Annotated in this window: 20 protein-coding genes; 15 read left to right on the top strand and 5 right to left on the bottom strand. The window is 64.1% G+C overall.

The window, feature by feature from the left end:
- Positions 1–71 precede the first annotated feature (71 nt).
- Positions 72–818, bottom strand: a complete 747-nt coding sequence (locus ABM562_RS22080; RefSeq protein WP_115089442.1) for an NRDE family protein — start codon at positions 816–818, stop codon at positions 72–74.
- A gap of 129 nt (positions 819–947) precedes the next feature.
- Between ABM562_RS22080 and ABM562_RS22075 the strand changes: the two genes are divergently transcribed.
- From ABM562_RS22075 to ABM562_RS22065, 3 genes are read left to right on the top strand one after another with little or no spacing between them, the layout of a single operon-like run.
- Positions 948–1,730 carry a sulfite exporter TauE/SafE family protein gene (locus ABM562_RS22075; protein ID WP_115089441.1) on the top strand — a complete coding sequence of 261 codons (783 nt, stop codon included), beginning with the start codon at positions 948–950 and terminating at the stop codon, positions 1,728–1,730.
- Positions 1,731–1,744: 14 nt separating this feature from the next.
- The gene (gene lgt, locus ABM562_RS22070; protein ID WP_115089440.1) at positions 1,745–2,554 is read left to right on the top strand and encodes a prolipoprotein diacylglyceryl transferase; all 810 of its coding nucleotides are present in this window, start codon (positions 1,745–1,747) and stop codon (positions 2,552–2,554) included.
- 47 nt (positions 2,555–2,601) lie between these two features.
- A complete protein-coding gene (locus ABM562_RS22065) occupies positions 2,602–3,573 on the top strand; it encodes a thymidylate synthase (RefSeq protein ID WP_115089439.1) in 972 nt (323 codons plus the stop codon).
- Between the two features lie 110 nt (positions 3,574–3,683).
- Here the strand turns inward: ABM562_RS22065 and cadR are convergent, their stop codons facing one another.
- Positions 3,684–4,127, bottom strand: coding sequence for a Cd(II)/Pb(II)-responsive transcriptional regulator (cadR, locus tag ABM562_RS22060; protein WP_010222147.1), 444 nt, complete (start codon positions 4,125–4,127; stop codon positions 3,684–3,686).
- An 82-nt stretch (positions 4,128–4,209) separates the two neighbouring features.
- Between cadR and ABM562_RS22055 the strand changes: the two genes are divergently transcribed.
- The 7 genes from ABM562_RS22055 (at position 4,210) to ABM562_RS22025 (ending at position 13,241) form a co-directional block, all read left to right on the top strand.
- Complete coding sequence (locus ABM562_RS22055) at positions 4,210–6,471, top strand: heavy metal translocating P-type ATPase (protein WP_460423336.1); 2,262 nt, start codon at positions 4,210–4,212, stop codon at positions 6,469–6,471.
- 7 nt (positions 6,472–6,478) lie between these two features.
- Entirely contained in the window at positions 6,479–7,348 is an 870-nt protein-coding gene (locus ABM562_RS22050) for a LysR family transcriptional regulator (protein WP_045201837.1), read from the top strand.
- 206 nt (positions 7,349–7,554) lie between these two features.
- Positions 7,555–8,619 carry a putative 2-aminoethylphosphonate ABC transporter ATP-binding protein gene (locus ABM562_RS22045; RefSeq protein WP_134061186.1) on the top strand — a complete coding sequence of 355 codons (1,065 nt, stop codon included), beginning with the start codon at positions 7,555–7,557 and terminating at the stop codon, positions 8,617–8,619.
- 1 nt (position 8,620) lies between these two features.
- The gene (locus tag ABM562_RS22040) at positions 8,621–10,345 is read left to right on the top strand and encodes a putative 2-aminoethylphosphonate ABC transporter permease subunit (protein ID WP_460423333.1); all 1,725 of its coding nucleotides are present in this window, start codon (positions 8,621–8,623) and stop codon (positions 10,343–10,345) included.
- Positions 10,346–10,384: 39 nt separating this feature from the next.
- Positions 10,385–11,410, top strand: coding sequence for a putative 2-aminoethylphosphonate ABC transporter substrate-binding protein (locus ABM562_RS22035; protein ID WP_115089435.1), 1,026 nt, complete (start codon positions 10,385–10,387; stop codon positions 11,408–11,410).
- A 113-nt stretch (positions 11,411–11,523) separates the two neighbouring features.
- Positions 11,524–12,651: a TIGR03364 family FAD-dependent oxidoreductase gene (locus tag ABM562_RS22030; protein WP_115089434.1), complete on the top strand. Its 1,128-nt coding sequence runs from the start codon at positions 11,524–11,526 to the stop codon at positions 12,649–12,651.
- Between the two features lie 2 nt (positions 12,652–12,653).
- The gene (locus tag ABM562_RS22025) at positions 12,654–13,241 is read left to right on the top strand and encodes a phosphonate degradation HD-domain oxygenase (RefSeq protein ID WP_115089433.1); all 588 of its coding nucleotides are present in this window, start codon (positions 12,654–12,656) and stop codon (positions 13,239–13,241) included.
- 4 nt (positions 13,242–13,245) lie between these two features.
- Here ABM562_RS22025 and ABM562_RS22020 read toward each other — a convergent pair whose 3' ends face one another.
- Both ABM562_RS22020 and ABM562_RS22015 read right to left on the bottom strand, forming a co-directional pair.
- On the bottom strand, positions 13,246–14,610 hold the full coding sequence (locus ABM562_RS22020; RefSeq protein ID WP_115089432.1) for a GTPase/DUF3482 domain-containing protein: 1,365 nt from the start codon (positions 14,608–14,610) through the stop codon (positions 13,246–13,248).
- Complete coding sequence (locus ABM562_RS22015; protein ID WP_460423330.1) at positions 14,603–15,994, bottom strand: DUF2868 domain-containing protein; 1,392 nt, start codon at positions 15,992–15,994, stop codon at positions 14,603–14,605. The genes ABM562_RS22020 and ABM562_RS22015 overlap by 8 nt, the downstream gene beginning before the upstream one ends.
- Before the next feature lie 63 nt (positions 15,995–16,057).
- Between ABM562_RS22015 and ABM562_RS22010 the strand changes: the two genes are divergently transcribed.
- Complete coding sequence (locus ABM562_RS22010) at positions 16,058–16,576, top strand: dihydrofolate reductase (RefSeq protein WP_115089430.1); 519 nt, start codon at positions 16,058–16,060, stop codon at positions 16,574–16,576.
- A 101-nt stretch (positions 16,577–16,677) separates the two neighbouring features.
- Here ABM562_RS22010 and ABM562_RS22005 read toward each other — a convergent pair whose 3' ends face one another.
- Positions 16,678–18,069, bottom strand: coding sequence for an L-cystine transporter (locus tag ABM562_RS22005; protein WP_115089429.1), 1,392 nt, complete (start codon positions 18,067–18,069; stop codon positions 16,678–16,680).
- Positions 18,070–18,309: 240 nt separating this feature from the next.
- Between ABM562_RS22005 and ABM562_RS22000 the strand changes: the two genes are divergently transcribed.
- The 4 genes from ABM562_RS22000 to ABM562_RS21985 all read left to right on the top strand — a co-directional run bounded on the left by ABM562_RS22000 (position 18,310) and on the right by ABM562_RS21985 (position 23,489).
- Complete coding sequence (locus ABM562_RS22000; protein ID WP_115089428.1) at positions 18,310–19,365, top strand: HAD family hydrolase; 1,056 nt, start codon at positions 18,310–18,312, stop codon at positions 19,363–19,365.
- 80 nt (positions 19,366–19,445) lie between these two features.
- A complete protein-coding gene (locus tag ABM562_RS21995) occupies positions 19,446–19,979 on the top strand; it encodes an RNA polymerase sigma factor (RefSeq protein ID WP_460423327.1) in 534 nt (177 codons plus the stop codon).
- A 29-nt stretch (positions 19,980–20,008) separates the two neighbouring features.
- A complete protein-coding gene (locus ABM562_RS21990; RefSeq protein WP_346617753.1) occupies positions 20,009–20,953 on the top strand; it encodes a FecR family protein in 945 nt (314 codons plus the stop codon).
- Between the two features lie 130 nt (positions 20,954–21,083).
- Positions 21,084–23,489, top strand: a complete 2,406-nt coding sequence (locus ABM562_RS21985) for a TonB-dependent siderophore receptor (protein ID WP_115089425.1) — start codon at positions 21,084–21,086, stop codon at positions 23,487–23,489.
- Positions 23,490–23,618 lie beyond the last annotated feature (129 nt).

Raw genomic sequence — 23,618 nt, 5'->3', positions numbered from 1 at the left:
GCTGGCAAGCCAGCTCCCACAATGGACCTGCATTCACCGACCCTGTGGGAGCTGGCTTGCCAGCGATAGCGTCAGACCTGCAAGCACACCTCCCCCAGATGCCCGCCAAGCGGCCCAAAACTGCGTTCCAGCAACCGTCGCCGACCATCCGCCTCGACAATCAGCACCGTACTGGCCCGCGTCCCGTAGTTCTGGCTGGCAATAAACACGCTCGACAACAAGCGCTCGGTACCCAACCCCACGCCGGTCTCCGGCAGCTCGCTGTCCGCCGCCGGCAGGTTATCCCCAAGCAATTCCAGCAAACGCTCCGGCTGCGGATCGGCCAGGTGCTGTTGCAACCCCGCCCGTGCCTTGAGCAGCTTCGGCCAGGGCGTATCCAGCCCGGCATTGGACACGCCGTAAACCCCTTCGCCCAGCAGCAGCGGCGTGGCTTGCCGGGCATTCAGGTAACCCAGATGCACGCTATCGGCGACCAGCAGGTTGAACCCCGAATACTGCTGGCTACGGCTGGCGACCTGGTCCAGATAAGCCTCAACCCCCAACTCACCGCGCAGGAATGCCGCCACCAGCTCGCCCCGTGAACGGGTGCCCTGGGGCTGCTGCGGGTCGCGGATATTGGTCAGCGCGGCAAAACGGCCGTTGGGCCCGACACCCAGCCAGGTGCCGCCGGCTTCAAGGTCACGCCCGGCATAAACCCCGGGCGCATCCTCCCAGGCCCCCAGTACACGGCTGGGGCGGGCGTAGAACTCATCACGGTTGGCCGCGACGATCAGCGGCTGGGCATGGCCCGGCCGCCAGGCGAAAACGATCAGACACATAGGTGGACCTCTGTGTTTTTGCCCACTCTACCCATAGCGCCTGACGCGATCCATCGACTTAATGTGTCTTCACTAGAGCCGCAGGCCTACCTTCCGTTACCATGCCGGACTGAATTTACGGGGGCGACAATGGAATTCGTGCTCTATCTGGCGCTGGGCGCCTGCGCAGGCGTGCTGGCCGGGCTGTTCGGCGTTGGTGGCGGCATCATCATCGTGCCGGTGCTGGTATTGAGTTTCACCGTGCAAGGCTTCGACGCTTCGGTGCTGACCCACCTGGCGGTGGGTACTTCGCTGGCGACCATTGTCTTCACCTCGGTCAATGCCATCCGCGAACACCATCGCAAGGGCGCGGTGCAGTGGCCGATTTTCGTCTGGATGACCTTGGGCATACTGATCGGCGCCGGTATCGGCGCCAAGACCGCTTCGGCGATCCAGGGCCCGATGCTGCAAAAGATCATCGGTGTGTTCGCCCTGGTGATCGCCGCGCAGATGGCCCTGGACCTCAAGCCCAAGGCCAGCCGCGGCATTCCCGGCAAGCCCGGGCTGACTGTCGCGGGCAGCGTCATCGGCTGGGCCTCGGCGATCTTTGGCATTGGCGGCGGTTCGTTGACCGTGCCGTTCTTGACCTGGCGCAGTCTGCCCATGCAGCAGGCGGTGGCGACGTCCTCGGCCTGTGGTTTCCCGATTGCCGTGGCCAGCGCCCTGAGTTTCATCTGGCTGGGCTGGCACGACCCGCACCTGCCGGCGCACAGCCTGGGCTTCGTGTACCTGCCGGCGCTGCTCGGGATTGCCCTGACCAGTATGTTTTTCGCCCGCTTCGGCGCGCGCCTGGCGCATAAACTGTCGCCACGCTTGCTCAAACGGCTATTCGCCGCGCTGCTGTTCTGCGTCGGCCTGAGCTTTTTGCTTTAACGAGAGGAGTCACCATGCTGCCTTACCCGCAGATCGATCCAGTGGCAGTGGCCCTGGGTCCGCTGAAAATCCATTGGTACGGCCTGATGTACCTGATCGGCATCGGCGGCGCCTGGCTGCTGGCCTCGCGTCGCCTGAACCGCTTTGACCCGACCTGGAGCCGCGAAAAGCTCTCCGACCTGGTGTTCTGGCTGTCGATGGGGGTGATTGTCGGTGGTCGCCTGGGCTACGTGCTGTTCTATGACCTGCACGCCTATCTGGCCAACCCGACCTTGATCTTCGAGGTATGGAAGGGCGGCATGTCGTTCCACGGTGGCTTCATCGGCGTGATGCTGGCGGCCTTGTGGTTCGGCAAGCGCAACAACAAGTCGTTCTTCGAGCTGATGGACTTCGTCGCGCCACTGGTGCCGATCGGCCTGGGCGCCGGGCGCATCGGCAACTTCATCAACGCCGAGCTGTGGGGCAAGGCCACCGACGTGCCGTGGGCCATGGTCTTCCCGCCGTTCAGCGATCCGGCGCAGCTACCGCGTCACCCGTCGCAGCTGTACCAGTTCGCCCTGGAAGGTGTGGCATTATTCCTGATTCTCTGGCTGTACTCGCGCAAACCGCGCCCGACCATGGCGGTTTCCGGCATGTTCGCGCTGTTCTACGGAATTTTCCGCTTCATCGTCGAATTCGTGCGGGTACCCGACGCCCAGCTTGGCTACCTTGCCTTTGGCTGGTTGACCATGGGCCAGTTGCTTTGCGTGCCGATGATCCTCGGCGGCATCGGCCTGATCTGGTGGGCCTACAACCGCAAACCCACGGCCAAGGCCGCCGTTTGAATTTCCACGGCAGGGCGATCCCCTGCCGTCCTAGCTACAGGTAAGCCATGAAACAGTATCTAGATCTGGTCCGTGACGTGATCGAAAACGGCACCCTGCAGGGTAACCGTACCGGCATCCGCACCATCAGCCTGCCGGGCGCCATGCTGCGCTTCGACCTGCAGAAGGGCTTCCCGGCCATCACCACCCGCAAGCTGGCGTTCAAGTCGGCGATTGGCGAGATGGTCGGCTTCCTGCGCGGCGTGAAGAACGCTGGCGAGTTCCGCGATCTGGGCTGCAAGGTCTGGGACCAGAACGCCAACGAGAATGCCCAGTGGCTGGCCAACCCGTTCCGCCAGGGCCATGACGACCTCGGCGAGATCTACGGCGTGCAATGGCGCCAGTGGCCGGCCTACAAGCGCATCCCGCTGAGCAATCCGGCGGCCATCGAACTGGCCAAGAGCCAGGGCTTCCAGCAGATCGCCCAGGCCGAAGAAGACGGCGAAGCCTTTGTCGTGCTGTACAAGGCCATCGACCAGATCCGCCAGTGCATCGACACCATCCACAACGATCCGGGCAGCCGGCGCATTCTGTTCCACGGCTGGAACTGCGCCCAGCTCGACGAGATGGCCCTGCCGCCGTGCCACCTGCTGTACCAGTTCCACCCGAATGTCGAGACCAGGGAAATTTCCCTGACTCTCTACATCCGCTCCAACGACCTGGGCCTGGGCACGCCGTTCAACCTCACCGAAGGCGCCGCCTTGCTGTCGCTGATGGGCCGCCTGACCGGCTACACGCCGCGCTGGTTCACCTACTTCATCGGTGATGCGCACGTCTACGAGAATCACCTGGACATGCTCAACGAACAGCTCAAGCGCGAGCCGCTGGCAGCGCCGAAGCTGGTGATCAATGATCGCGTGCCGGAGTTCGCCAAGACCGGCGTGTACGAGCCGGAGTGGCTGGAGAAGATCGAACCGAGCGACTTCAGCCTCGAAGGCTACGAGCACCACGCGCCGATGACGGCGCCGATGGCGGTCTGAGTTCTGCCACTGAACTGGCTGGGCTGTCTGTAGGAGCGGGCTTGCCCCGCGATAGCGATCTGTCTTTCACATCGCCTCGCGGGGCAAGCCCGCTCCTACAGGTACCTCAATCAGTGCCCGTGGCTTCTGCCCACATGTGAATGCTCCGCCTCTGGCGCCGTCACCGCACCATTGACCTCAAGATGCTGCAGGATCGAGCACTGGACCTCCTTGGGATGGCAGTGCTGACGCAGTTCCAGCAGTTGTGCCTGCAGCGCCTGCAGCCCGTCGATGCGCGCCTTGACGTGCTGGATATGCTCGTCGATCAACGCATTGACGCTTTCACACTGGTCTTCCGGGCTGTCGCGCAGGTGCAGCAGGCTGCGGATTTCTTCCAGGGTCATGTCGAGGGTGCGGCAGTTGCGGATGAAGGTCAGGCGCTCGACGTGGGCCTGGGTGTACATCCGGTAGTTGCCCTCGCTGCGCGCCGGCTCCGGCAGCAGGTTTTCCCGCTCGTAGTAACGGATGGTTTCCACCGCGCAATCGGTGGCCTTGGCCAGTTCTCCGATCTTCATCTGCAAATACCTCGACAAGTGGCTTGACCCTATAGTGGCTACAGGGTGTTCACTTGGCAACAGGACATTTAAGGATGAACCCATGAATCAGCCTGTCAGCCACACCCCCGGTAAAGCCCCCCACGATCATGAGCACAGCCATGATCACGCCAAGCATGAACATGCCGAACACGCCCACAGCTGCTGTTCCCACGACGCCGCACCGGCGCTGGTGCAACTGAGCGAGGCGAGCAGTGCCGGTGCACGGTTGAGCCGTTTTCGCATCGAGGCCATGGATTGCCCGACGGAGCAGACGCTGATCCAGAACAAGCTGGGCAAGCTGGCGGGGGTCGAGCAGCTGGAGTTCAACCTGATCAATCGCGTCCTCGGCGTGCGCCATACCCATGCCGACACCGTCGCCATTGAGCAGGCGGTTGCCTCGTTGGGCATGCAGGCTGAACCGCTGAGCGATTCCACCGAGGAAACTGCCGCTGCGCCTGCACCGGTGAAAAAGCATTGGTGGCCGCTGGCATTGGCAGGTGTGGCAGCGCTGGGTGCCGAGGCGATTCATTTCGCCGAACTGGCGCCTTCCTGGGTGGTTGCCCTGGTTGCCCTGGTGTCGATCCTCAGTTGTGGCCTGAGTACCTACAAGAAGGGCTGGATTGCCCTGAAGAACGGCAACCTCAATATCAACGCGCTGATGAGCATCGCTGTGACCGGCGCGGTGCTGATTGGCCAGTGGCCGGAAGCGGCCATGGTCATGTTCCTGTTCACTGTCGCCGAGCTGATCGAAGCGCGCTCGCTGGACCGCGCACGCAACGCCATCGGCGGCTTGATGCAGTTGAGCCCGGACCTGGCCACCGTACAGGACGCCGATGGCCAGTGGCGTGAGCTGGACGTCAAGCAGGTCGCCCTCGGTGCGCTGGTGCGGGTGCGCCCTGGCGAGCGCATCGGCCTGGACGGTGAGGTGGTCAGCGGCCAGTCGAGCATCGACCAGGCGCCGATCACCGGCGAGAGCTTGCCGGTAGAGAAGGGCCCGGGCGACAAGGTATTCGCCGGTACCATCAACCAGGCCGGTGCGCTGGAGTACCGGGTGACGGCGGCAGCCGGGCAATCGACCCTGGCGCGGATCATCAAGGCGGTGGAAGAGGCCCAGGGCGCGCGGGCGCCGACCCAGCGTTTCGTCGACCAGTTCTCGCGCATCTACACCCCGGCCGTGTTCGCCTTCGCCCTGGCGGTAGCGGTGATTCCGCCGCTGTTCATGGCTGGCGCCTGGTTCGACTGGATCTACCGCGCCCTGGTGTTGCTGGTGGTGGCGTGCCCGTGTGCCCTGGTGATTTCCACCCCGGTGACCATCGTCAGCGGCCTGGCCGCGGCGGCGCGCAAAGGCATCCTGGTCAAGGGCGGGGTGTACCTGGAAGGCGGGCGCAAACTCGACTTCCTGGCCCTGGACAAGACCGGCACCATCACCCATGGCAAGCCGGTGCAAACCGACCATGAAGTGCTTGAGCCGTTGTTCGAAGGCCGTGCCCAGGCGCTGGCCGCCAGCCTCGCCGACCGCTCCGACCACCCGGTATCCCGTGCCATTGCCGTGTTCGCCACTGAGCAGCAACTGCCCCTGAGTGAAGTGACGGCCTTCGAAGCCCTGGCCGGTCGCGGCGTACGCGGTGAGATTGACGGCGAGCTGTATCACCTCGGTAACCACCGTCTGGTCGAAGAACTCGGCCTGTGCTCGCCGCAGCTCGAAGCCCGGCTCGATGCCCTCGAGCGTCAGGGCAAGACCGTCGTGCTGCTGCTCGACAAGTCCGGCCCGCTGGCGCTGTTCGCCGTCGCCGACACGGTCAAGGAGAGCAGCCGCGAGGCGATTGCCGAATTGCATGAGCTGGGTATCAAGACTGTCATGCTGACCGGCGACAATCCGCACACCGCCCAGGCCATTGCCGCCCAGGTCGGTATCGACCAGGCCCACGGCAACCTGCTGCCGGCCGACAAGCTCAAGACCATCGAAGACCTGTACGCCCAGGGCCATCGGGTCGGCATGGTCGGTGACGGCATCAACGATGCGCCGGCACTGGCCCGGGCCGAGATCGGTTTTGCCATGGCTGCGGCCGGTACCGATACCGCCATCGAGACCGCCGACGTGGCGCTGATGGATGATGACTTGCGCAAAATTCCGGCCTTCGTCAGGCTCTCGCGCCAGAGTGCGGCGATCCTGACCCAGAACATTGTCCTGGCCCTGGGGATCAAGGCGATCTTCCTGGCAGTCACCTTCGCCGGCATGGCAACCATGTGGATGGCGGTGTTCGCCGACATGGGCGTGAGCTTGCTGGTGGTGTTCAACGGCCTGCGCCTGCTGCGTAAATAGAGGATGTATGTTGAGTTCCGAGTTGAAGGCCTTCTACATGGTTGCCCGCCTGGGCAGTATTACCCTGGCGGCGAAGAAACTCGGGCTCAGCCAGCCGACGGTGACCACGCAGATCCGCAACCTGGAAAGCCAGTACGCGGTCGAGCTGTTCTACCGCGGCGGTCGCCGTCTGACCCTCAGTGACGACGGCACGCGGCTGCTGCCGATGGTCAAGGCCCTGCTGCAGCAGGAAGCCGATATCGAGTTCTTTCTGCGTAACAGCGGCCAGGGCCAGGGCAGTTTGCGCATCGCCGCCACGGCGCCGTATTACATCCTCGACCTGGTGAAGATCTTCCGCGAGCGCCTGCCGCAGGTGGAGGTTTCGGTGGAGATCGGCAACTCCCAGCAGGTGCTGGAGTTGCTCGAAGACTATCGGGTGGACCTGGCTGCGTCTTCGCAACTGGTCGAGGATGCGCGCCTGGTGCGGCGGGTGCTGGGCACCGATCCGCTGGTGGTGGCGGTGCATCGCAACCATGTGCTGGCCAGCCGTGAATCGTTGCCGCTGTCGGCGCTGGCCGGGCACTGCCTGCTGGTGCGTGAGCAGGGCTCGACCACGCGCAAGCTGACCGAACAGATGCTGGAAGCGGCGGGGGTGAAGGTCGGGTCGCTGCTGGAGATTGGCAGCCGCGAGTCGATTCGCGAAGCGGTACTGCGCAATATCGGCATCAGCATCATTGCCCGCCATGAAGTACCGCATAACCCCGAGCTGCGGGTACTGAGCCTGGAGGGGGCGCCGCTGATGCATGAATACCTGTATTGCCTGAAGGAGCGGCGCCAGGCGCGGTTGCCGGCGGCGTTCCTGGGCCTGGCTCAGGAAGTGGCGGCGGTAGAGATATAGATAATCGCTGGCAAGCCAGCTCCCACAGGGTACTGCATGTACTGGACCTGTGGGAGCTGGCTTGCCAGCGATGCAAGGCGCAGCCTTGCCAACCGAGATCACACCAAAATCTGCCTATACCACTATCGGCAACTTTTGCCTCTGCGCCACAGAACCTTCGCATTGCCCGCCTAGCATGGCCCTCATTCGTTCGATGAGGTCCTGCCATGAACACTGCGGTCGCAACCCCAGGCGCACACATGAAGGTGCGCGGTATCCACAAGCGTTTCGGCGCCTTTACCGCCCTGCACGATGTTTCCCTCGACGTCGCTGCCGGTGAACTGGTGTGCCTGCTTGGCCCCTCCGGCTGCGGCAAGACCACCCTGTTGCGCTGCATCGCCGGCCTCGAGCGCCAGGACCGCGGCACCCTGTACATCGGCGACCGCGACATCTCCGAGCTGCCACCTCAAGCCCGCGATTACGGCATTCTGTTCCAGTCTTACGCGCTGTTCCCCAACCTCACCGTCGAAGCCAACATCGCCTACGGCCTGGCCGGCAGCGGTCGCGACGAAGTGCGCCAGCGGGTGGCGCAGATGCTCGAGCTGGTGGGCCTGAGCGGCAGCGAGAAGAAGTATCCCGGCCAGCTTTCCGGCGGCCAGCAACAGCGGGTGGCCCTGGCCCGCGCCCTGGCCCCGGCACCTTCGTTGTTGCTGCTCGACGAACCGATGTCGGCCCTCGACGCGCGGGTTCGCGAGCACCTGTGCAGCGAACTGCGCCAGCTGCAACGCCAGCTTGGCATCACCACCCTGATGGTCACCCACAACCAGGACGAGGCCATGCTCATGGCCGACCGCATTGCGGTGATGAACAACGGCCAGGTCGAGCAGTACGCCACCCCGCAGGAAATCTACGACAAGCCGGCCACGCCGTTCGTTGCCGAGTTCGTTGGCCAGGGCAACTGGCTGCCGTTCCAGCGTCACAGCGACAGCCATGCCCAGGTCGGTACGTTGAACATGCGCCTGGCCGACGGGGCCAACCAGGCCAGCAGCGGCCGACTGTTCTGCCGCCCCGAGGCGATCAGCGTCAACCCGCCGGTGCATGAAGAAAACCTGTTCCCGGCGCGGGTGCGCGAGATCACCTTCCTCGGTAATCGCTGCCGCATGAGTTTTGAGCTCACCGAACTGCCGGGCCATGCTCTGCTTGCCGAAGTCGCCCCCGAGTCGATGCCGCGCCTGGGCTCCCAGGATATCTGGGTCGCCTTGCCGCCGCGCAGTCTGCAGGTGTTTGCCTGAGATGGCCGCGCCAATCGCCATGCCGATCGCGCACGCGAAGGCAGCACAGCGCCCCGGTGTTTCACTGGGTGATCGACTGTTCGTGGTCGGCGGCAAAGGGTTGCTGCTGCTTCTGCTCACCGTCGCGGTATTGATGCCGCTGCTGGCGATCTTCTGGCGCGGTTTCAGCAGTGATGCCGGTCAGGGCGGTGGCCTGGTTGCCGCCCGCGAATTGTTTGCCAGTGCCAACTTTCACTGGCTGCTGGGCAATAGCCTCAAGGTCTCGCTCAGTGTTGCGGCAATCGTGGTGCCGCTGGCCTACCTGTTCGCCTATGCCCTGCAGCGCACTTTGATTCCGGCCAAGGGCCTGTGGCGCGGCATCTCGTTGCTGCCGTTGCTGGCGCCGTCGATGTTGCCGGCCATTGCCCTGGTCTACCTGTTCGGCAACCAGGGCCTGCTGCGCGGGCTGCTCAGCGACAACATCTACGGCTTCTGGGGCATTGTCCTCGGTGAAGCCATCTACACCTTCCCGCATGCGCTGATGATCCTGCTGTCGGCGCTGTCGCTGGCCGATGCGCGTCTGTTCGATGCCGCCTCGAGCATGGGCGCCGGGCCTTGGCGCGCGTTTCACAGCATCACCTGGCCGGCGACCCGGCAGGCGGTGTTCGCCGCCTTCTGCCTGGTGTTCACCCTGACCATCACCGACTTCGGTGTGCCGGTGGTGGTTGGTGGCGATTATCAGGTGCTGGCGCTGGAAGCCTACAAGGCGGTGGTCGGCCAGCAGCAGTTCGGCCGTGGTGCCTTGATCGGCATGGTCCTGTTGGTGCCGGCACTGTTCAGCTTTGCCGTCGATGCCTGGCTGCGCCGGCGCCAGGGCGATTCGATGAGCGGCCGTGCGCAAGTGTTCCAGCCACAGCCTTCGCGGCGTCGCGATGCCTGCTTCATGGCCGTGGTGATGCTGATTTGCGCGGTGCTGTTGCTGGTGGTGGGCATGGCGGTGTACTCCTCCCTGGTCAAGTTCTGGCCCTACAACCTGTCGCTGTCGCTCAAGCACTACCAGTTCGACGAAACCGCCGGTGGCGGCTGGCTGGCCTACCGCAACAGCCTGACCATGGCCCTGGGTACGGCGCTGATCGGCAGCGCGGTGATTTTCACCGGCGCCTACCTGATGGAAAAAACCAAGGGCCAGCGCGGCTTGAACCTGCTGCTGCGCTTGCTCAGCTTCGTGCCGATGGCGGTGCCGGGCTTGGTTCTGGGTCTTGGCTATGTGTTCTTCTTCAACCTCAGCAGCAACCCGCTGCATGTGTTCTACGGCAGCATGGCGCTGCTGGTGGTGTGCACCATTGCCCACTACCTGACCACCGCCAACATGACCGCGACCACCGCGCTGCGCCAGCTCGATGGCGAGTTCGAGGCCGCCGCGCTGTCGCTCAAGGCGCCGCTGTACCGGCATTTTCTGCGGGTCACCGTGCCGATCTGCCTGCCGGCATTGCTCGACATCATCCGCTACCTGTTCGTCTCGGCAATGACCACGGTGTCGGCGGCGATCTTCCTCTACAGCCCCGACACCATCCTTGCCGCGGTCGCCGTGTTGAACATGGACGACGCCGGCAACGTTGGCGGCGCCGCGGCGATGTCGACCCTGATTCTGCTCACCAGCGCCACTGTTTCGCTGCTCCTGGCCTGGGCCTCGCGCGGCCTGTTGCAACGCTCCCAAGCCTGGCGCCAGCGCGCGCCGGGTCACTGATTGCCTCTCCCAACCTGTACCGTTCAAAGGAACCGCATCATGTTCAAGCCACTTGCTCTTGCCGCTGCCGTCCTCACTGCGTTCAGCGTGCAGGCCTACGCCGCCGACACCCAGCTGACGGTCTACACCGCGCTCGAAGCCGAACAGCTCAAGAGCTACAAGCAGGCCTTCGAGAAGGCCAACCCGGACATCGAAATCAAATGGGTGCGGGATTCCACCGGCATCATCACCGCCAAGCTGCTGGCCGAAAAAGACCGCCCGCAAGCCGATGCCGTGTGGGGCCTGGCCGCGTCGAGCCTGGCGATCCTCGACCAGCAGGGCATGCTGCAAAGCTATGCACCGAAAGACCTCGGCAAGATCGGCGCCAACTACCGCGATGCCGCCAACCCGCCAGCCTGGGTGGGCATGGACGTCTGGGCCGCGACTATCTGCTTCAACACCATCGAAGCCGAGAAGCAGGGCTTGAGCAAACCGGTGAGCTGGCAGGACCTGACCAAGCCCGAGTACAAGGGCAAGATCGTCATGCCCAACCCGGCGTCCTCCGGCACCGGCTTCCTCGATGTCAGCGCCTGGCTGCAGACTTTTGGCGAGAAGCAGGGCTGGGCGTATATGGACGGCCTGCACCAGAACATCGGCCAGTACGTTCACTCCGGCTCCAAGCCCTGCAAGCTGGCGGCGGCGGGTGAGTTCCCGATCGGTATCTCCTTCGAATACCCGGCCGTGCAGCTCAAGCGCCAGGGTGCGCCGCTGGACATCGTCCTGCCGAAAGAGGGCCTGGGCTGGGAGATCGAAGCCACCGCAGTGATCAAGGGCAGCCAGCATGAAGACGCGGCCAAGCGCCTGGCCGACTTTTCGGCAAGCCCGGCGGCCATGGAGCTGTACAAGGAAAACTTCGCCGTGCTGGCCCAGCCGGGCATCGCCAAGCCGCAGACCGAACTGCCGGCTGACTACGAACAGCGCCTGATCAAGAACGACTTCGCCTGGGCTTCGCAGAACCGCGACAGCATCCTCGCCGAGTGGCGCAAGCGCTATGACGGCAAGTCGGAGAAGGTGGCGCAGCAGTAATACTGCGTTGACTTCATCGCTGGCAAGCCAGCTCCCACAGGATCGGTGTATGCAGTACCTGTGGGAGCTGGCTTGCCAGCGATGGGGCCACTGAATTTTCCAAGGAACCTCAGATGACCGATCTACTCATCGTCGGCGCCGGCATCCTCGGCCTGTCCCACGCCTACGCCGCCGCCCGGCGCGGGCTCAAGGTGCGGGTCTTCGAGCGCAGCGCCACGCCCCTGGGCGCCTCGGTGCGCAACTTTGGCCAGGCCCTGGTCACCGGCCAGCCGCCCGGCCAGATGCTCGAGCTGGCCAAGGCCAGCAGCGGCATCTGGAAGCACTGGGCGCATCAGGCCGGCTTCGAGCTCAAGGCCAATGGCTCGCTGCTGTTTGCCCGTACCGCGCTGGAACTGGAACTGCTCGAAGCCTTCTGCGCCGAGCGTGCGCCACAACATGACTACCAGGTGCAACTGCTCAGCGGCGCCGCCCTGAACGACCTGTACGGCGGCCAGTTTCGCCACCACCGCGCCGCCTTGCGCGGGCTGCAAGACCAGCAGCTGTATTCACGCGAAGCCTTGCCGAGCCTGATCCGCTTCCTGCAGCAGGAGCTGGATGTACAGTTTCATTTCTCTACCCTGGTGCGCGGTATCGAACCGGGGCGGGTGTCGACCACGGCGGGAGATTTCAACGCCAAACAGGTTGTGGTCTGCTCCGGCCACGATTACCAGACCTTGCTCGCCGAACCCATCGCCGCCCTGCAACCGCAGGTCTGTCGCCTGCAGATGCTGCGCACCCGGCCGCGTTTCAAACTCGACCTGCAGCACGCATTGCTGACCGGCCTGAGCTGCGTGCACTACGGCGCCTTCGCCGACCTGCCGCAGGCCCAGGCGCTGAAAGCGCAACTGCAGGCCAACAGCCCGCACCTGCTGGAGCACGGCATCCACCTGCTGATCAGCCCGACGCCCCATGGCGAGCTGATCATTGGCGACTCCCATGCCTATGGCAGCGATGCTTCACCGTTCAACGCCGAGCAGGTCGACAACTGGATGATCGAGCTGGCCGAGCAGACGCTCGGCGGGCGCATTGAGGTGGTCGAACGCTGGCAGGGCGTCTATGGTTCTGGCGGGCCGGGGCCGTTTTCCTTGCTGCAGGTCGTGCCGGGTGTCAGCGCCGCGCTGATGCACAGCGGCGTCGGCATGAGCGTCGGCCCGGCCCTGGCCGAGCAACATATCGCCCGTTTGCTGGAGGAGAGCGACTGACCATGCCTAGCGCCGAACAGATAGTCAGCGAAGTCTTCGCCTTGTATCAGCAGCATGGCCATGAGGACTATATCGGCGAGCCGGTTTCGCAACTGGAGCACATGTCCCAGGCGGCGCAACTGGCATTGGCCGAGGGCTATGACGATGAAGTGGTGCTGGCGGCGTTCTTCCATGACATCGGCCATATCTGTGGCGGCGCCGAAGGCGACATGGGCGGTTACGGCGCGGTCAGCCACGAGCGGGTAGGCGCCAACTACCTGCGCCGCTGCGGCTTCAGCGAGCGTTTGGCCAGGCTGGTGGAGTACCACGTCGAGGCCAAGCGCTACCTGACCTTGCGCCAGCCGGGCTATTACCAGCGCTTGAGTGAGGCCAGCCGGCGCACCCTGGAGTATCAGGGTGGAGTGATGATCGAGGCCGAGGCCGATGCTTTCGAGCAGGATCCACTGTGTGCGGTGAGCTTGCGCATGCGTCAGTGGGACGAACTGGCCAAGGAGATGGATGTGCCGGTGATTGATCTGCAGCTGCTCAAGGGCAAGGCGTTGGAGCTACTGATCGCGGGGCAAGCCCGCTCCCGCATTGCCCCGCGATAGCGCCCTAAAGCTCTAGCAGCAGAGCATCGATCTGCTCCTGACGCTCCGCCTGATTGACCCTCGCCCCCGGATTGAGCGACGACCACTGCGGATGCGCCCGCGCCTTGCTCAGCGCTTCCGGCAATTTGCCTTCGCGCCAGGTCTGCTCCTGTGGTGTTGCCAGCTTGATCCGCTCCATCGCCGCATGGCCACGGGCGTCCAGGGCATGAATCAACTGGTGCTGACGCAGCGCCAACAAGCGCAACACGCTGTCATCCACCGTCAGTTCACGCTGGCCCTTGAGCTTGCCGAGCAGGCGCGAGCCATAGCTGCGGGCAGTCTGCAGGGCGCCACCAGCAATCGCCCCGGCCAGCGCCGCAGCACCGAGGGTCAGGCCGCCGACCAGCAAATCGACCCCGGCCCCGGCCGCCGCACCGGCCGCCACGCCGCTGCCAAGGCGCACACCGAGCAGCTTGAGGGTTTCCGGGTTGAACAGGTCATCGCCCCAGCGCCCGTCGAGCAAGGGCAGGTCGCTGCTGGCAGCGTCTTCCTTGCGAAAGGCATAGAGCTTGAGCAGTGCTTCGACGCAGCGTTGCTCGCGCTGGCGCACATCGCGGCGCAGGGTTTCGATGGCCACGGCTTCGGCGCCAGGTTCGGCGACCACGCTGCGCCGGCAGGCGGCGCAGTCGAGCAGCAGATCGGCGACCAGGCGCTTGGCGCTTTCACGTCGGGCCTGGCGCTGGGCCTGCTGATCGTCGATCAGGCGTTGCAGTGCGCTGCGGGAGTGCTCCAGCATCAAGGCCAGGCTTTCGTATAGGCGGCGCTCGCCGTCTTCCGGCGGGGCGACGCTGTCGAAGCGCACCAGCGCATGCAGACCCAGACGCGCCAGGGCTTCGCGCCAATCAGCTTCACGATGGTCGCTGCTGGCGACGAAATTGAGCACCGGCAACAGCGGCTTGCCGCACCCGGCCAGCACTTCCAGCTCGTCGCGGTATTTGGCCAGCACCGGCTCGCGGGCATCAATCACATACAGACCGGCATCGCTGGCCAGCAACTGGCGCAGCACCTTGGCCTCTTGTTCAAAACGCTGGCGTGCTTCGCTGCCCTGCAGAAAGCGCTCCAGCCGCGCCGGGCCGTCGAGGCGCTCGCCCGGACGCTCCAGGCGTTCAAGGTAATCGAGCAGGGCGATGGCATCTTCCAGCCCCGGCGTATCGTAGAGCTCCAGCAGCGGCTCGCCGTCTACCGACAGGCGTGCGCCTTCGACATGACGGGTGGTGCTCGGGCGATGGGAGACTTCGCCGAAGCCGACATCGCGGGTCAGCGTACGCAACAGCGAGGTCTTGCCGACGTTGGTGTGGCCGACCACGGCCAGTTTCAGCGGCTTAGTCATGGCCATGCTCCAGCCAGTTCAGCGGGGCGGTGTCGGCATAGTTCAAGCCGAGTTGCTCCAGGGCCTGGTGCCAGTCGCCCAGGCGGTCAGCGTCCAGCGCCTGGCCGGGCATCGCCTGCAGCAGCCAGATGCGCGTGGCCCCGGCATTACGCGCCAGCTCGGCGAGCAGCGCCAGGCTGCCGCGGTCGGGCGAGCGGCGCGGGTCGCAGGCAATCGCCAGGCGCGCCGGAGGAAAGCGGCTGAGCTGTTCGAGCAGCTTGTTGCGCGACTCGCGGCTGTCGAGGATGCCGGCGTTGCTTACCGCTGCTGGCAGGGCGGGTGGCCATGGGCGTTTGTCGTCCAGTTCCAGGCCGACCAGCAGGGCGCCATTGCTGTGTTCTTCGCCGACGCCACGGACAATCTGCGGCAGGGCATCAGGCGCGGCATCGTTGACGCCCAGGCGTTCGCTGCTGGGCATCAGGGCATCACGCAATTGACTGTAGCCGGGCAGGTTGAGGTCCAGTTGCAAGCGCGCCCGGCCACTGCGCCAGCGCCACAGGCACAAGGCGGCAAGCAGCAGGCGCGGGACGATGCCATACACCAGCAGTACCCCGAGCAACCAGCCGGCCCAGGCCTGGCGGGCCAGTTCCAGTGCCGGTTGAGTGTCGCCGCTGGCGCGGATCATGGCCACGTCCGGCACACTGAAGCCGAGCAACGCCGGCAGGGCACTCAGGGCCTGGGTCAGGGCCACGAAGGTGTCGGCGCCAAGAATGGTGGTTTCCCAGACAAAGCCATAACGCCTGGTCGCCAGCAGGGCCAACAGCATCACCAGCGCCGTGCCCAGGGCCACTAGCCACAGGCTGTGCACCAGCAGGCTGAGCAGCCAGCGGTTGAGTTTTTGCCGTTGCAGCATCACCAGCAGAGCGGGAGCCAGGTGCGCGGCCTGGGCATCGCGGGCGAATTTCTCGCTGAGCCACAGCCACAGACGGCCAAGGCTGGCACCCTGTTCGCCGGCCAGAAAAAACCCCAGCAGCCAGCTCAGCAACAGCAGCAAGTTGAGCCCGAGCAGGCTGCCCAGGGCCCAGAACACGTTTACCGGGCGCTGGCTGTCGCCCAGGGCCGCCAGGGCCAGGCCGGCGCCGCTGAGCACGGCCAGTACCACCAGGGCCGCCAGTGCCAGGCGTGCGCCTTGTTTCCAGTGCTGCAGGGCGCTGCGCATGCCGTCGCGTTCGGCCAGCCACAGGGCGCGGCTTTCGATGCGCGCCGGCAGATCGCCGCCCGATTGGCGGGCGCGGCGGTTGGCTTCCTGGTCTTCCAAGGGGCCTGCATGTTCTTCGCGCAGGCGCACGGCTTCGGTGAGCCAGCGTTTGTCCAGGTCAGTCAGTGCAGTCACGCGGTCTTCCATTGATCAAGTCAGCCCAAAGCATAACCCAGGCATCGAAGATCGGGCTTTGCTATCCTCGCCGGCATGAAAACATCACTCCCCCTCAGCCTGATCGCGGCCCTCGCCGAGAACCGCGTGATCGGCATCGACAACAGCATGCCCTGGCACCTGCCGGGGGATTTCAAGTATTTCAAGGCCACCACCCTGGGCAAGCCGATCATCATGGGCCGCAAGACCTGGGATTCGCTTGGCCGCCCGCTCCCGGGGCGCTTGAACCTGGTGGTCAGCCGCCAGTCGGGCCTGCAGCTCGAAGGCGCCGAGGTGTTCGCCTCGCTCGATGAAGCCATGGTGCGTGCCGAGCAATGGGCGCTGGAGCAGGGCGTCGATGAGCTGATGCTGATCGGCGGCGCGCAGTTGTACACCCAGGCAATCGAGCGCGGCCTGGCGGATCGGCTGTACCTGACGCGGGTAGAGCTGAGCCCGGAAGGGGATGCGTGGTTTCCGCAGTTTGATCAGGCGCAGTGGACGTTGGCGTCGAGCCAGCCGAATGCGGCTGACGGCGACAAGCCGGCGTATCACTTCGAGGTCTGGGAAAAGGCCTGAAAAGCATCGCCGGCAACGCCGGCTCCCACAGTGTCTGGCATATGCACTAACTGTGGGAGCCGGCGTTGCCGGCGATGAGGCCCTTCAGGGCGACGCAGGACTCAGGAGTGCGTCAGCTGCGCATGCTCCTGCGCATCCAGCAGCGACTTGTCGGTCTGCTTGAGCATCTGGCTGGTAATCGCCCCGGCAGTCATCGAACCGTTCACGTTCAACGCCGTACGGCCCATGTCGATCAATGGCTCGACCGAGATCAGCAAGGCCACCAGCTCGACCGGCAAGCCCATGGCTGGCAGCACGATCAGTGCCGCGAAGGTCGCACCACCACCCACGCCCGCGACACCCGCCGAACTCAAGGTGACGATCGCCACCAGGGTGGCAATCCACAGCGGGTCAAATGGATCGATGCCCACCGCTGGCGCCACCATCACTGCCAACATCGCCGGGTACAAACCGGCGCAGCCGTTCTGGCCGATGGTCGCTCCGAACGATGCCGCGAAGCTTGCGATCGACTGCGGAATACCCAGGCGCAGGGTTTGCGCCTCGATGCTCAGCGGGATGCTCGCGGCGCTGGAGCGGCTGGTGAAGGCGAAGGTCAGCACCGGCCAGACCTTGCGGAAGAAGCGCAGCGGGTTCACGCCGCTCAGTGCCAGCAGCACGCCGTGCACCACGAACATCAGGCCCAGGCCGATGTACGAGACCACCACGAAGCTGCCGAGCTTGAGGATGTCGTCCAGGTTCGAGCTGGCCACCACCTTGGTCATCAACGCCAGCACGCCGTACGGGGTGAGCTTCATCACCAGGCGCACCAGGCGCATCACCCAGGCTTGCAGGGTGTCGATGGCGGCCAGGGCGCGGTTGCCCTTTTCGGCGTCATCCTTGAGCAGTTGCAGGGCGGCCATGCCGAGGAACACGGCAAAGATCACCACGCTGATGATCGAGGTCGGCTTGGCCCGGGCCAGGTCGCCTACCGGGTTGCTGGGGATGAACGACAGCAGCAGCTGCGGGATGTTCAGGTCGGTGACCTTGCCCACGTAATCGCTCTGGATCGCCGCCATGCGTGCGGTTTCGGCGGTGCCGGCCACCAGGCCTTCGGCGGTCAGGCCGAACAGGTTGGTCAGCACGATGCCGATCAGCGCGGCGATGGCCGTGGTGAACAGCAGGGTGCCGATGGTCAGGAAGCTGATCTTGCCCAGCGACGAAGCGTTGTGCAGGCGTGCCACGGCGCTGAGGATCGAGGCGAAGATCAGCGGCATGACGATCATCTGCAGCAACTGCACATAACCGTTGCCGACCAGGTCGAGCCAGCTGATGGTGGCCTTGAGGATCGGGTTGCCGGCGCCATAAATGGCATGCAGGGCAGCGCCGAACAACACGCCGAGGACCAGGCCGACCAGGACCTTCTTGGCCAGGCTCCAGTTGCCATGACGGGTTTGCGCCAGGCCTAGCAGCAAGGCCAGGAACGCCAGCAGATTGAGAGACAACGGCAGATTCATTGAAGCTCCAGGAAAAAAGGCGGGGCATCGCCTCTGTGTGCGATTGCGAACAGAAATGCTAACAGCATGAAAACGAACGAATTTATATCGAAATGGAATTTCGATAGTCGTTTTTGGAATAACGTTACGTCGCAAACAGAATGCTTGTGGCCGCTCAGGGGCGTGCCGGTGTCGCTGTCGGGTCGGTGTGCATTACAGGCTTTGCTAGCGTGGGCGGGCCACTTTTCTGGAGAAATGCACATGACGTCTGCTCCGAAAATCCTCGCCGCCGGCCTGGCCCTGTTGCTGGCCGGGCACAGCTGGGCCACTGAACTCAAGCACTGGCCGGCCGAGGCTGCCAAACAACTGGACACAATGATTGCCGCCAATGCCAACCAGGGCAACTACGCGGTTTTCGACATGGACAACACCAGCTACCGCTTCGACCTCGAGGAATCGCTGCTGCCGTTCATGGAGAACAAGGGCCTGCTCAGCCGCGACAAGCTCGATCCGTCGCTCAAGCTCATCCCCTTCAAAGACACCGCCGAGCACAAGGAGAGCCTGTTCAGTTACTACTACCGGCTCTGCGAAATCGACGACATGGTCTGTTATCCCTGGGTCGCCCAGGTGTTTGCTGGCTTCACCCTCAAGGAGCTCAAGGGCTATGTCGACGAGCTGATGGCCTCGGGCAAGCCGGTGCCGAGCACTTACTACGAGGGTGATCAGGTCAAGCGCATCGACGTGCAGCCGCCGAAAGTGTTCGCAGGCCAAGCCGAGCTGTTCAACAAGCTGATGGCGAACGGCATCGAGGTCTACGTGATCAGCGCCGCCTCCGAAGAGCTGGTGCGCATGGTCGCCGCCGATCCCAAGTACGGCTACAACGTCAAACCGCAGAACGTGATCGGCGTCAGCCTGCTGCTCAAGGACCGCAGCAGCGGCGCCCTGACCACCGCGCGCAAGCAGATCAGTGCCGGCAGCTACGACCCGCAAGCCAACATGGGCCTGGAACTGACCCCGTACCTGTGGACCCCGGCGACCTGGATGGCCGGTAAGCAAGCCGCGATCCTCACCTATATCGATGAATGGAAAAAGCCTGTGCTGGTCGGTGGCGATACCCCAACCAGTGATGGCTACATGCAGTTCCATAGCGTCGACGTGGCCAAGGGCGGCATCCACCTGTGGATAAATCGCAAGGCCAAGTACATGGACCAGATCAACGGCATGATCGCCAAGCATGCAGCGGCGCAGGCCAAAGAGGGGTTGCCGGTGACGGCTGATAAGAACTGGGTGATCGTTACGCCGGAGCAGATTCAGTAAGCAAAATAGATATCAATTGCGAATTCATCTCATCTTCTGCTAGCGTGCGCTCACCTTGAGGTCCACCGCCAGGAAGTACCGTGTCTTCGTGGAATACGCAGATTGCCCGCTTGTTCGCCGAGCACAAGAAAGCGCTGGAAGCCTTTGTTGCGCGCCGCACGGGCAATTCGCAGGTGGCAGCCGACCTGACGCAGGAATCGTTCCTGCGCCTGGCGCGGCTGCCTGCCGACAAGAAGATCGACAACCTGCCGGCCTTTCTCTTCACCATTGCCAGCAACCTGGTACGTGACCACCAGCGTCAGTCCATTCGCCGCGAGCGCCTGGACGGCGGTGAACCCAGCGAGGAGCTGGCCTGCGAAACGCCCGGGGTCGACGAGCAATTGTCTGCGCTGCAGGAGCAAGCGCTGATGCACGAGGCCATCCAGGCCCTGCCCGAGGCGACCCGGCATATCTTCCTGCTTTATCATGTCGACGAATGTTCCTACCGGGAAATTGGCCAGCGGCTGCAGATTTCCCCGCGTAGTGTCGAATACCAATTGCGCCGTGCGCTGATCGACTGCCGGGCCTTTATCAAGGCGCGCTTGCTCAGCGGCACGCCGAGGTCGTGCCCATGAGCCGGCCAATTGCAGCGACGGATACCCCGATGACCGACCCACACGCCACAGAGGCCGACGACCTGTTCGCCGAAGCCAGTGGCTGGTACTACCGCCTGCAGGCCGAGGACGTCACGCTCGCTGAGCGCGAGGCCTTCACCGCCTGGCTGGCCCGGGGCCCGGCACAGGTCCAGGCCTGGGACGAAGTGCTTGGCCTGCTGGGTGCGTTACGTGAGCCGGCGCGGCAGATACGCGACGCCCAGCGTGCGCGCTGGCGCCGGCCGCGGTTGCAGGTCTGGGCCAGTGCTGCAGCAGTGTTGTTGATGGTCGGTTTGCTGGCGTACAGCCCCTGGCCGGACCGCTGGCGCGCCGACTTTGCCACCAGCACCGGAGAGTCGCGCAACATTGCCCTGGCGGACGGTTCGCAACTTCAGCTCAACACTGACACGGCGCTGCAGGTCGAGTTGGCTGATGGCGAGCGGCGGGTGCGTCTGTTGCGTGGCGAGGCCTGGTTCGATGTCAGTCATGACCCGGCGCGGCCGTTCGTGATTCGCTCGGGCGATGGCTGGGTCAAGGTCGTAGGCACGCGCTTCAGCGTGGCCCGGCAGGGTGACCAGACGCGCGTGCGGGTAGCTCAGGGCAAGGTCCAGGTCAGCGCCGACAATCACCGGACAGTGCTGCTCGAACCCGGTCGCGCAGTTGAGTATCGCGGCGCTCAACTGAGTTCCGAGCATGCTTTCGATGTGGCCGCCGAGTTCGCCTGGCGCCAACGCCAGCTGGTATTCCGCGAGCAGCCGCTGGTCGAAGTGGTCGATGCCCTCAACCGTTACTGGCCGGGGCAGACCCTGGTGCTGGGCGAGAGCCTGCGCCAGCGCAAGGTCTCGGGGGTGTTTGAGATCGACAAGCCCGAGGCCGTGCTCAAGGCCTTGACCCACACCCTGGGCCTGCGCGCCGAGCACTACACCTCGTACCTGCGCGTATTGCGTGAGGGCTGAAAAAATTCTTACGAAAGTTTCAGGGTTTCCCCAGTAGCTGACGTCCTTGATCTCGTAGGCGCAAATAATAAGCACTCTCAGACAGTGCGGCGCCACTTAACGACTTCGACGATTCTGGGGAGCATCACTGATGGAACACACCACCGCCACCCGGCGCCTGCCCGGCGTGCCGACCCTGCTGAGCCTGGCCATTGCCCTGGGCTGCGGCACACTGGCACTGCCGACCCTGGCCGCGCCTGCCGCGCAAGCGCAGGTCTATCGCTTTGAGATCCCGGCGCAATCGCTGGATGCGGCGCTGGCAGCCTTCAGTGCGGTAACCCGGGTGCAGGTGCTGGTCGGCGCCGAGGTCACTCAAGGCTTGCGCTCCCCGGGCTTGAGCGGCAGTTATCCACAGGACCAGGCACTGGCCCGGCTGCTGGCCGGCACTGGCCTGAGCGCAACCTACATCGATCGCGACAGCGTAACCCTGGAAAGACGCCAGGGCGATGACGCCGCGTTGCAGTTGGGCGCGACCATGGTCGGCGGCAAGGTGCTGGGCGCCACTACCGAAGGCAGCCAGTCCTACACCACAGGTGCGCTGACCATCGGCAAGGGGGAGCAAAAGCTCAAGGACATTCCGCAGTCGGTATCGGTCGTCACCCGTCAGCGCATGGACGACCAGAACATGAACAGCCTGCAGGACGCCATGCGCCAGGTCACCGGGGCGACGATCAAGAGCTACAACTCCGGCTCCAGCCTTAATGACGTGTATATGCGCGGTTTTCTGGTCGATCAGGTGCAGGTCGATGGCGTCTCGCAAATGACTGGCCAGGGCGACCTGATGACCAGCTTCGACCTGGCGATGTTCGACCGCGTCGAAGTGTTGCGCGGGCCTTCCGGCCTGTATCAGGGCGCCGGCGAGCCTGGTGGTACCATCAACCTGGTGCGCAAGCGCGCCCTCGGGCAGTTCGCCCTGAGTGGCGAGCTGTCGGCAGGCTCTTACGATCGCTACCACTCGACCGTGGACATCACCGGCCCGCTCAACAGCGACGGCAGCCTGCGCGGGCGCTTCGTTACCGCTTATGAGGACAATAAGTCCTTCGTCGATTACGCCCAGAACGAGCGGCCAATGGTTTATGGCCGGTTGGAATACGACGTGACCCCGGACACTACGCTGTCGCTGGGCGGCGCCTATCAGAAAAACCACTCCACCCCGGCGTTCGGCCTGCCGGCTTACGCCAACGGCAAGCTGCTGGACGTCAAGCGCTCGACCTTCGTCGATGCCAAGTGGAATGAACTGGACGAGCACGTCTGGGAGAGCTTCTTCGAAGTCGATCACGCGCTGGAGAACGGCGGCCAGTTCAAGACCTCGTTGACCTACCGCGATGCCGAAACCCCGACCCGCAACTTCACCTGGAGCGACGGCGCGGTAGACCCGGCCACCGGCGCCAGCTCGGCCGTGGCCTACTCCTACTACACCCACATCAAGACCCTGGGCCTGGACAGCTTCGTGACCGTTCCGGTGGAAGCGTTCGGCCGTACCCACGAGCTGACCGTGGGCGCCGAGTACCAGCACCTGGACAAGGATTTCACCTACGGCGGCGGTGAATACTTCGACACCAATGTGTTCGACCCAGGCAGCATCAATATCCCCAAGCAGAAGTACGAAATGGACAACGGCAACTGGTCGAAATCGCACCAGTACGGCCTCTACGCCCGCACCAAGATCAGCGCCACCGACTGGCTGGACGTGATCCTTGGCAGCCGGGTGACCTGGTTCGAAAGCGATGCGCACAACGCCAACGCCTTTTTCAACAACTTCAACAGCACCGAGACCAGCATCAACCGCAAGGTCATTCCCTACGGGGCGCTGGTGGCCAAGCTGACGCCGGAGCTGTCGGCCTATGCCAGCTACACCAGTGTGTTCAAGCCGCAGACCGATGTGAATGCCGGTGGCCAGACCATCGCCCCACGCAAAGGCAAACAGTACGAAATCGGCCTCAAGCGTGAGTTTTACGATGGCCGTTTGAATGGCAGCGTGGCGCTGTTTCGCATCTACGACGAGAACCGCGCCGAGCTGGTGGCCAACAACCAGTACTACGAGCCGCAAGGCAAGATTCGCAGCCAGGGTTGGGAAACCGAGCTGAGCGGCAACCTCACCGACAACTGGAGCATCAGCACCGGCTACGCCTTCACCATGCTCAAGTCGCTGAGTGGCGAAGACACCAACCAGGGCACCACCATCACCCCCAAGCACAACTTCAACCTGTGGACGCGCTACGAATTTGCCGATGGCCCGCTGAAGGACTTCAGCGTCGGTGGCGGGGTGCGGGCAGTGAGTGCCACTTACTACAAACGTGACGTGGACTTCGTCCAGGGCGGCTACAGCATCGCCACGGCCCAGGTGGGGTACAAGTTCAACCAGAACCTGTCGGCGACGCTGACGGCCAACAACCTGTTTGATCGTACTTACTATGAGCGGGTGGACAGTTCGTGGGGGTCGAACTTCTATGGCGAGCCGCGCAACCTGACCTTTAGCGTGCGGGCCAAGTATTGAGTGGGGCTGCCTTGCAGCCCATCGCTGGCAAGCCAGCTCCCACAGTGGCCCGGTGTACACAGCCACTGTGGGAGCCGGCTTGCCGGCGATAGGTCGCACCGCGTAAACCACAGGCATAAAAAAACCGGC

Source organism: Pseudomonas sp. ZL2 (assembly GCF_054788455.1).
The sequence above is the reverse complement of the archived record's forward strand: the minus strand, read 5'-3'. Positions and strand labels throughout refer to the sequence as shown.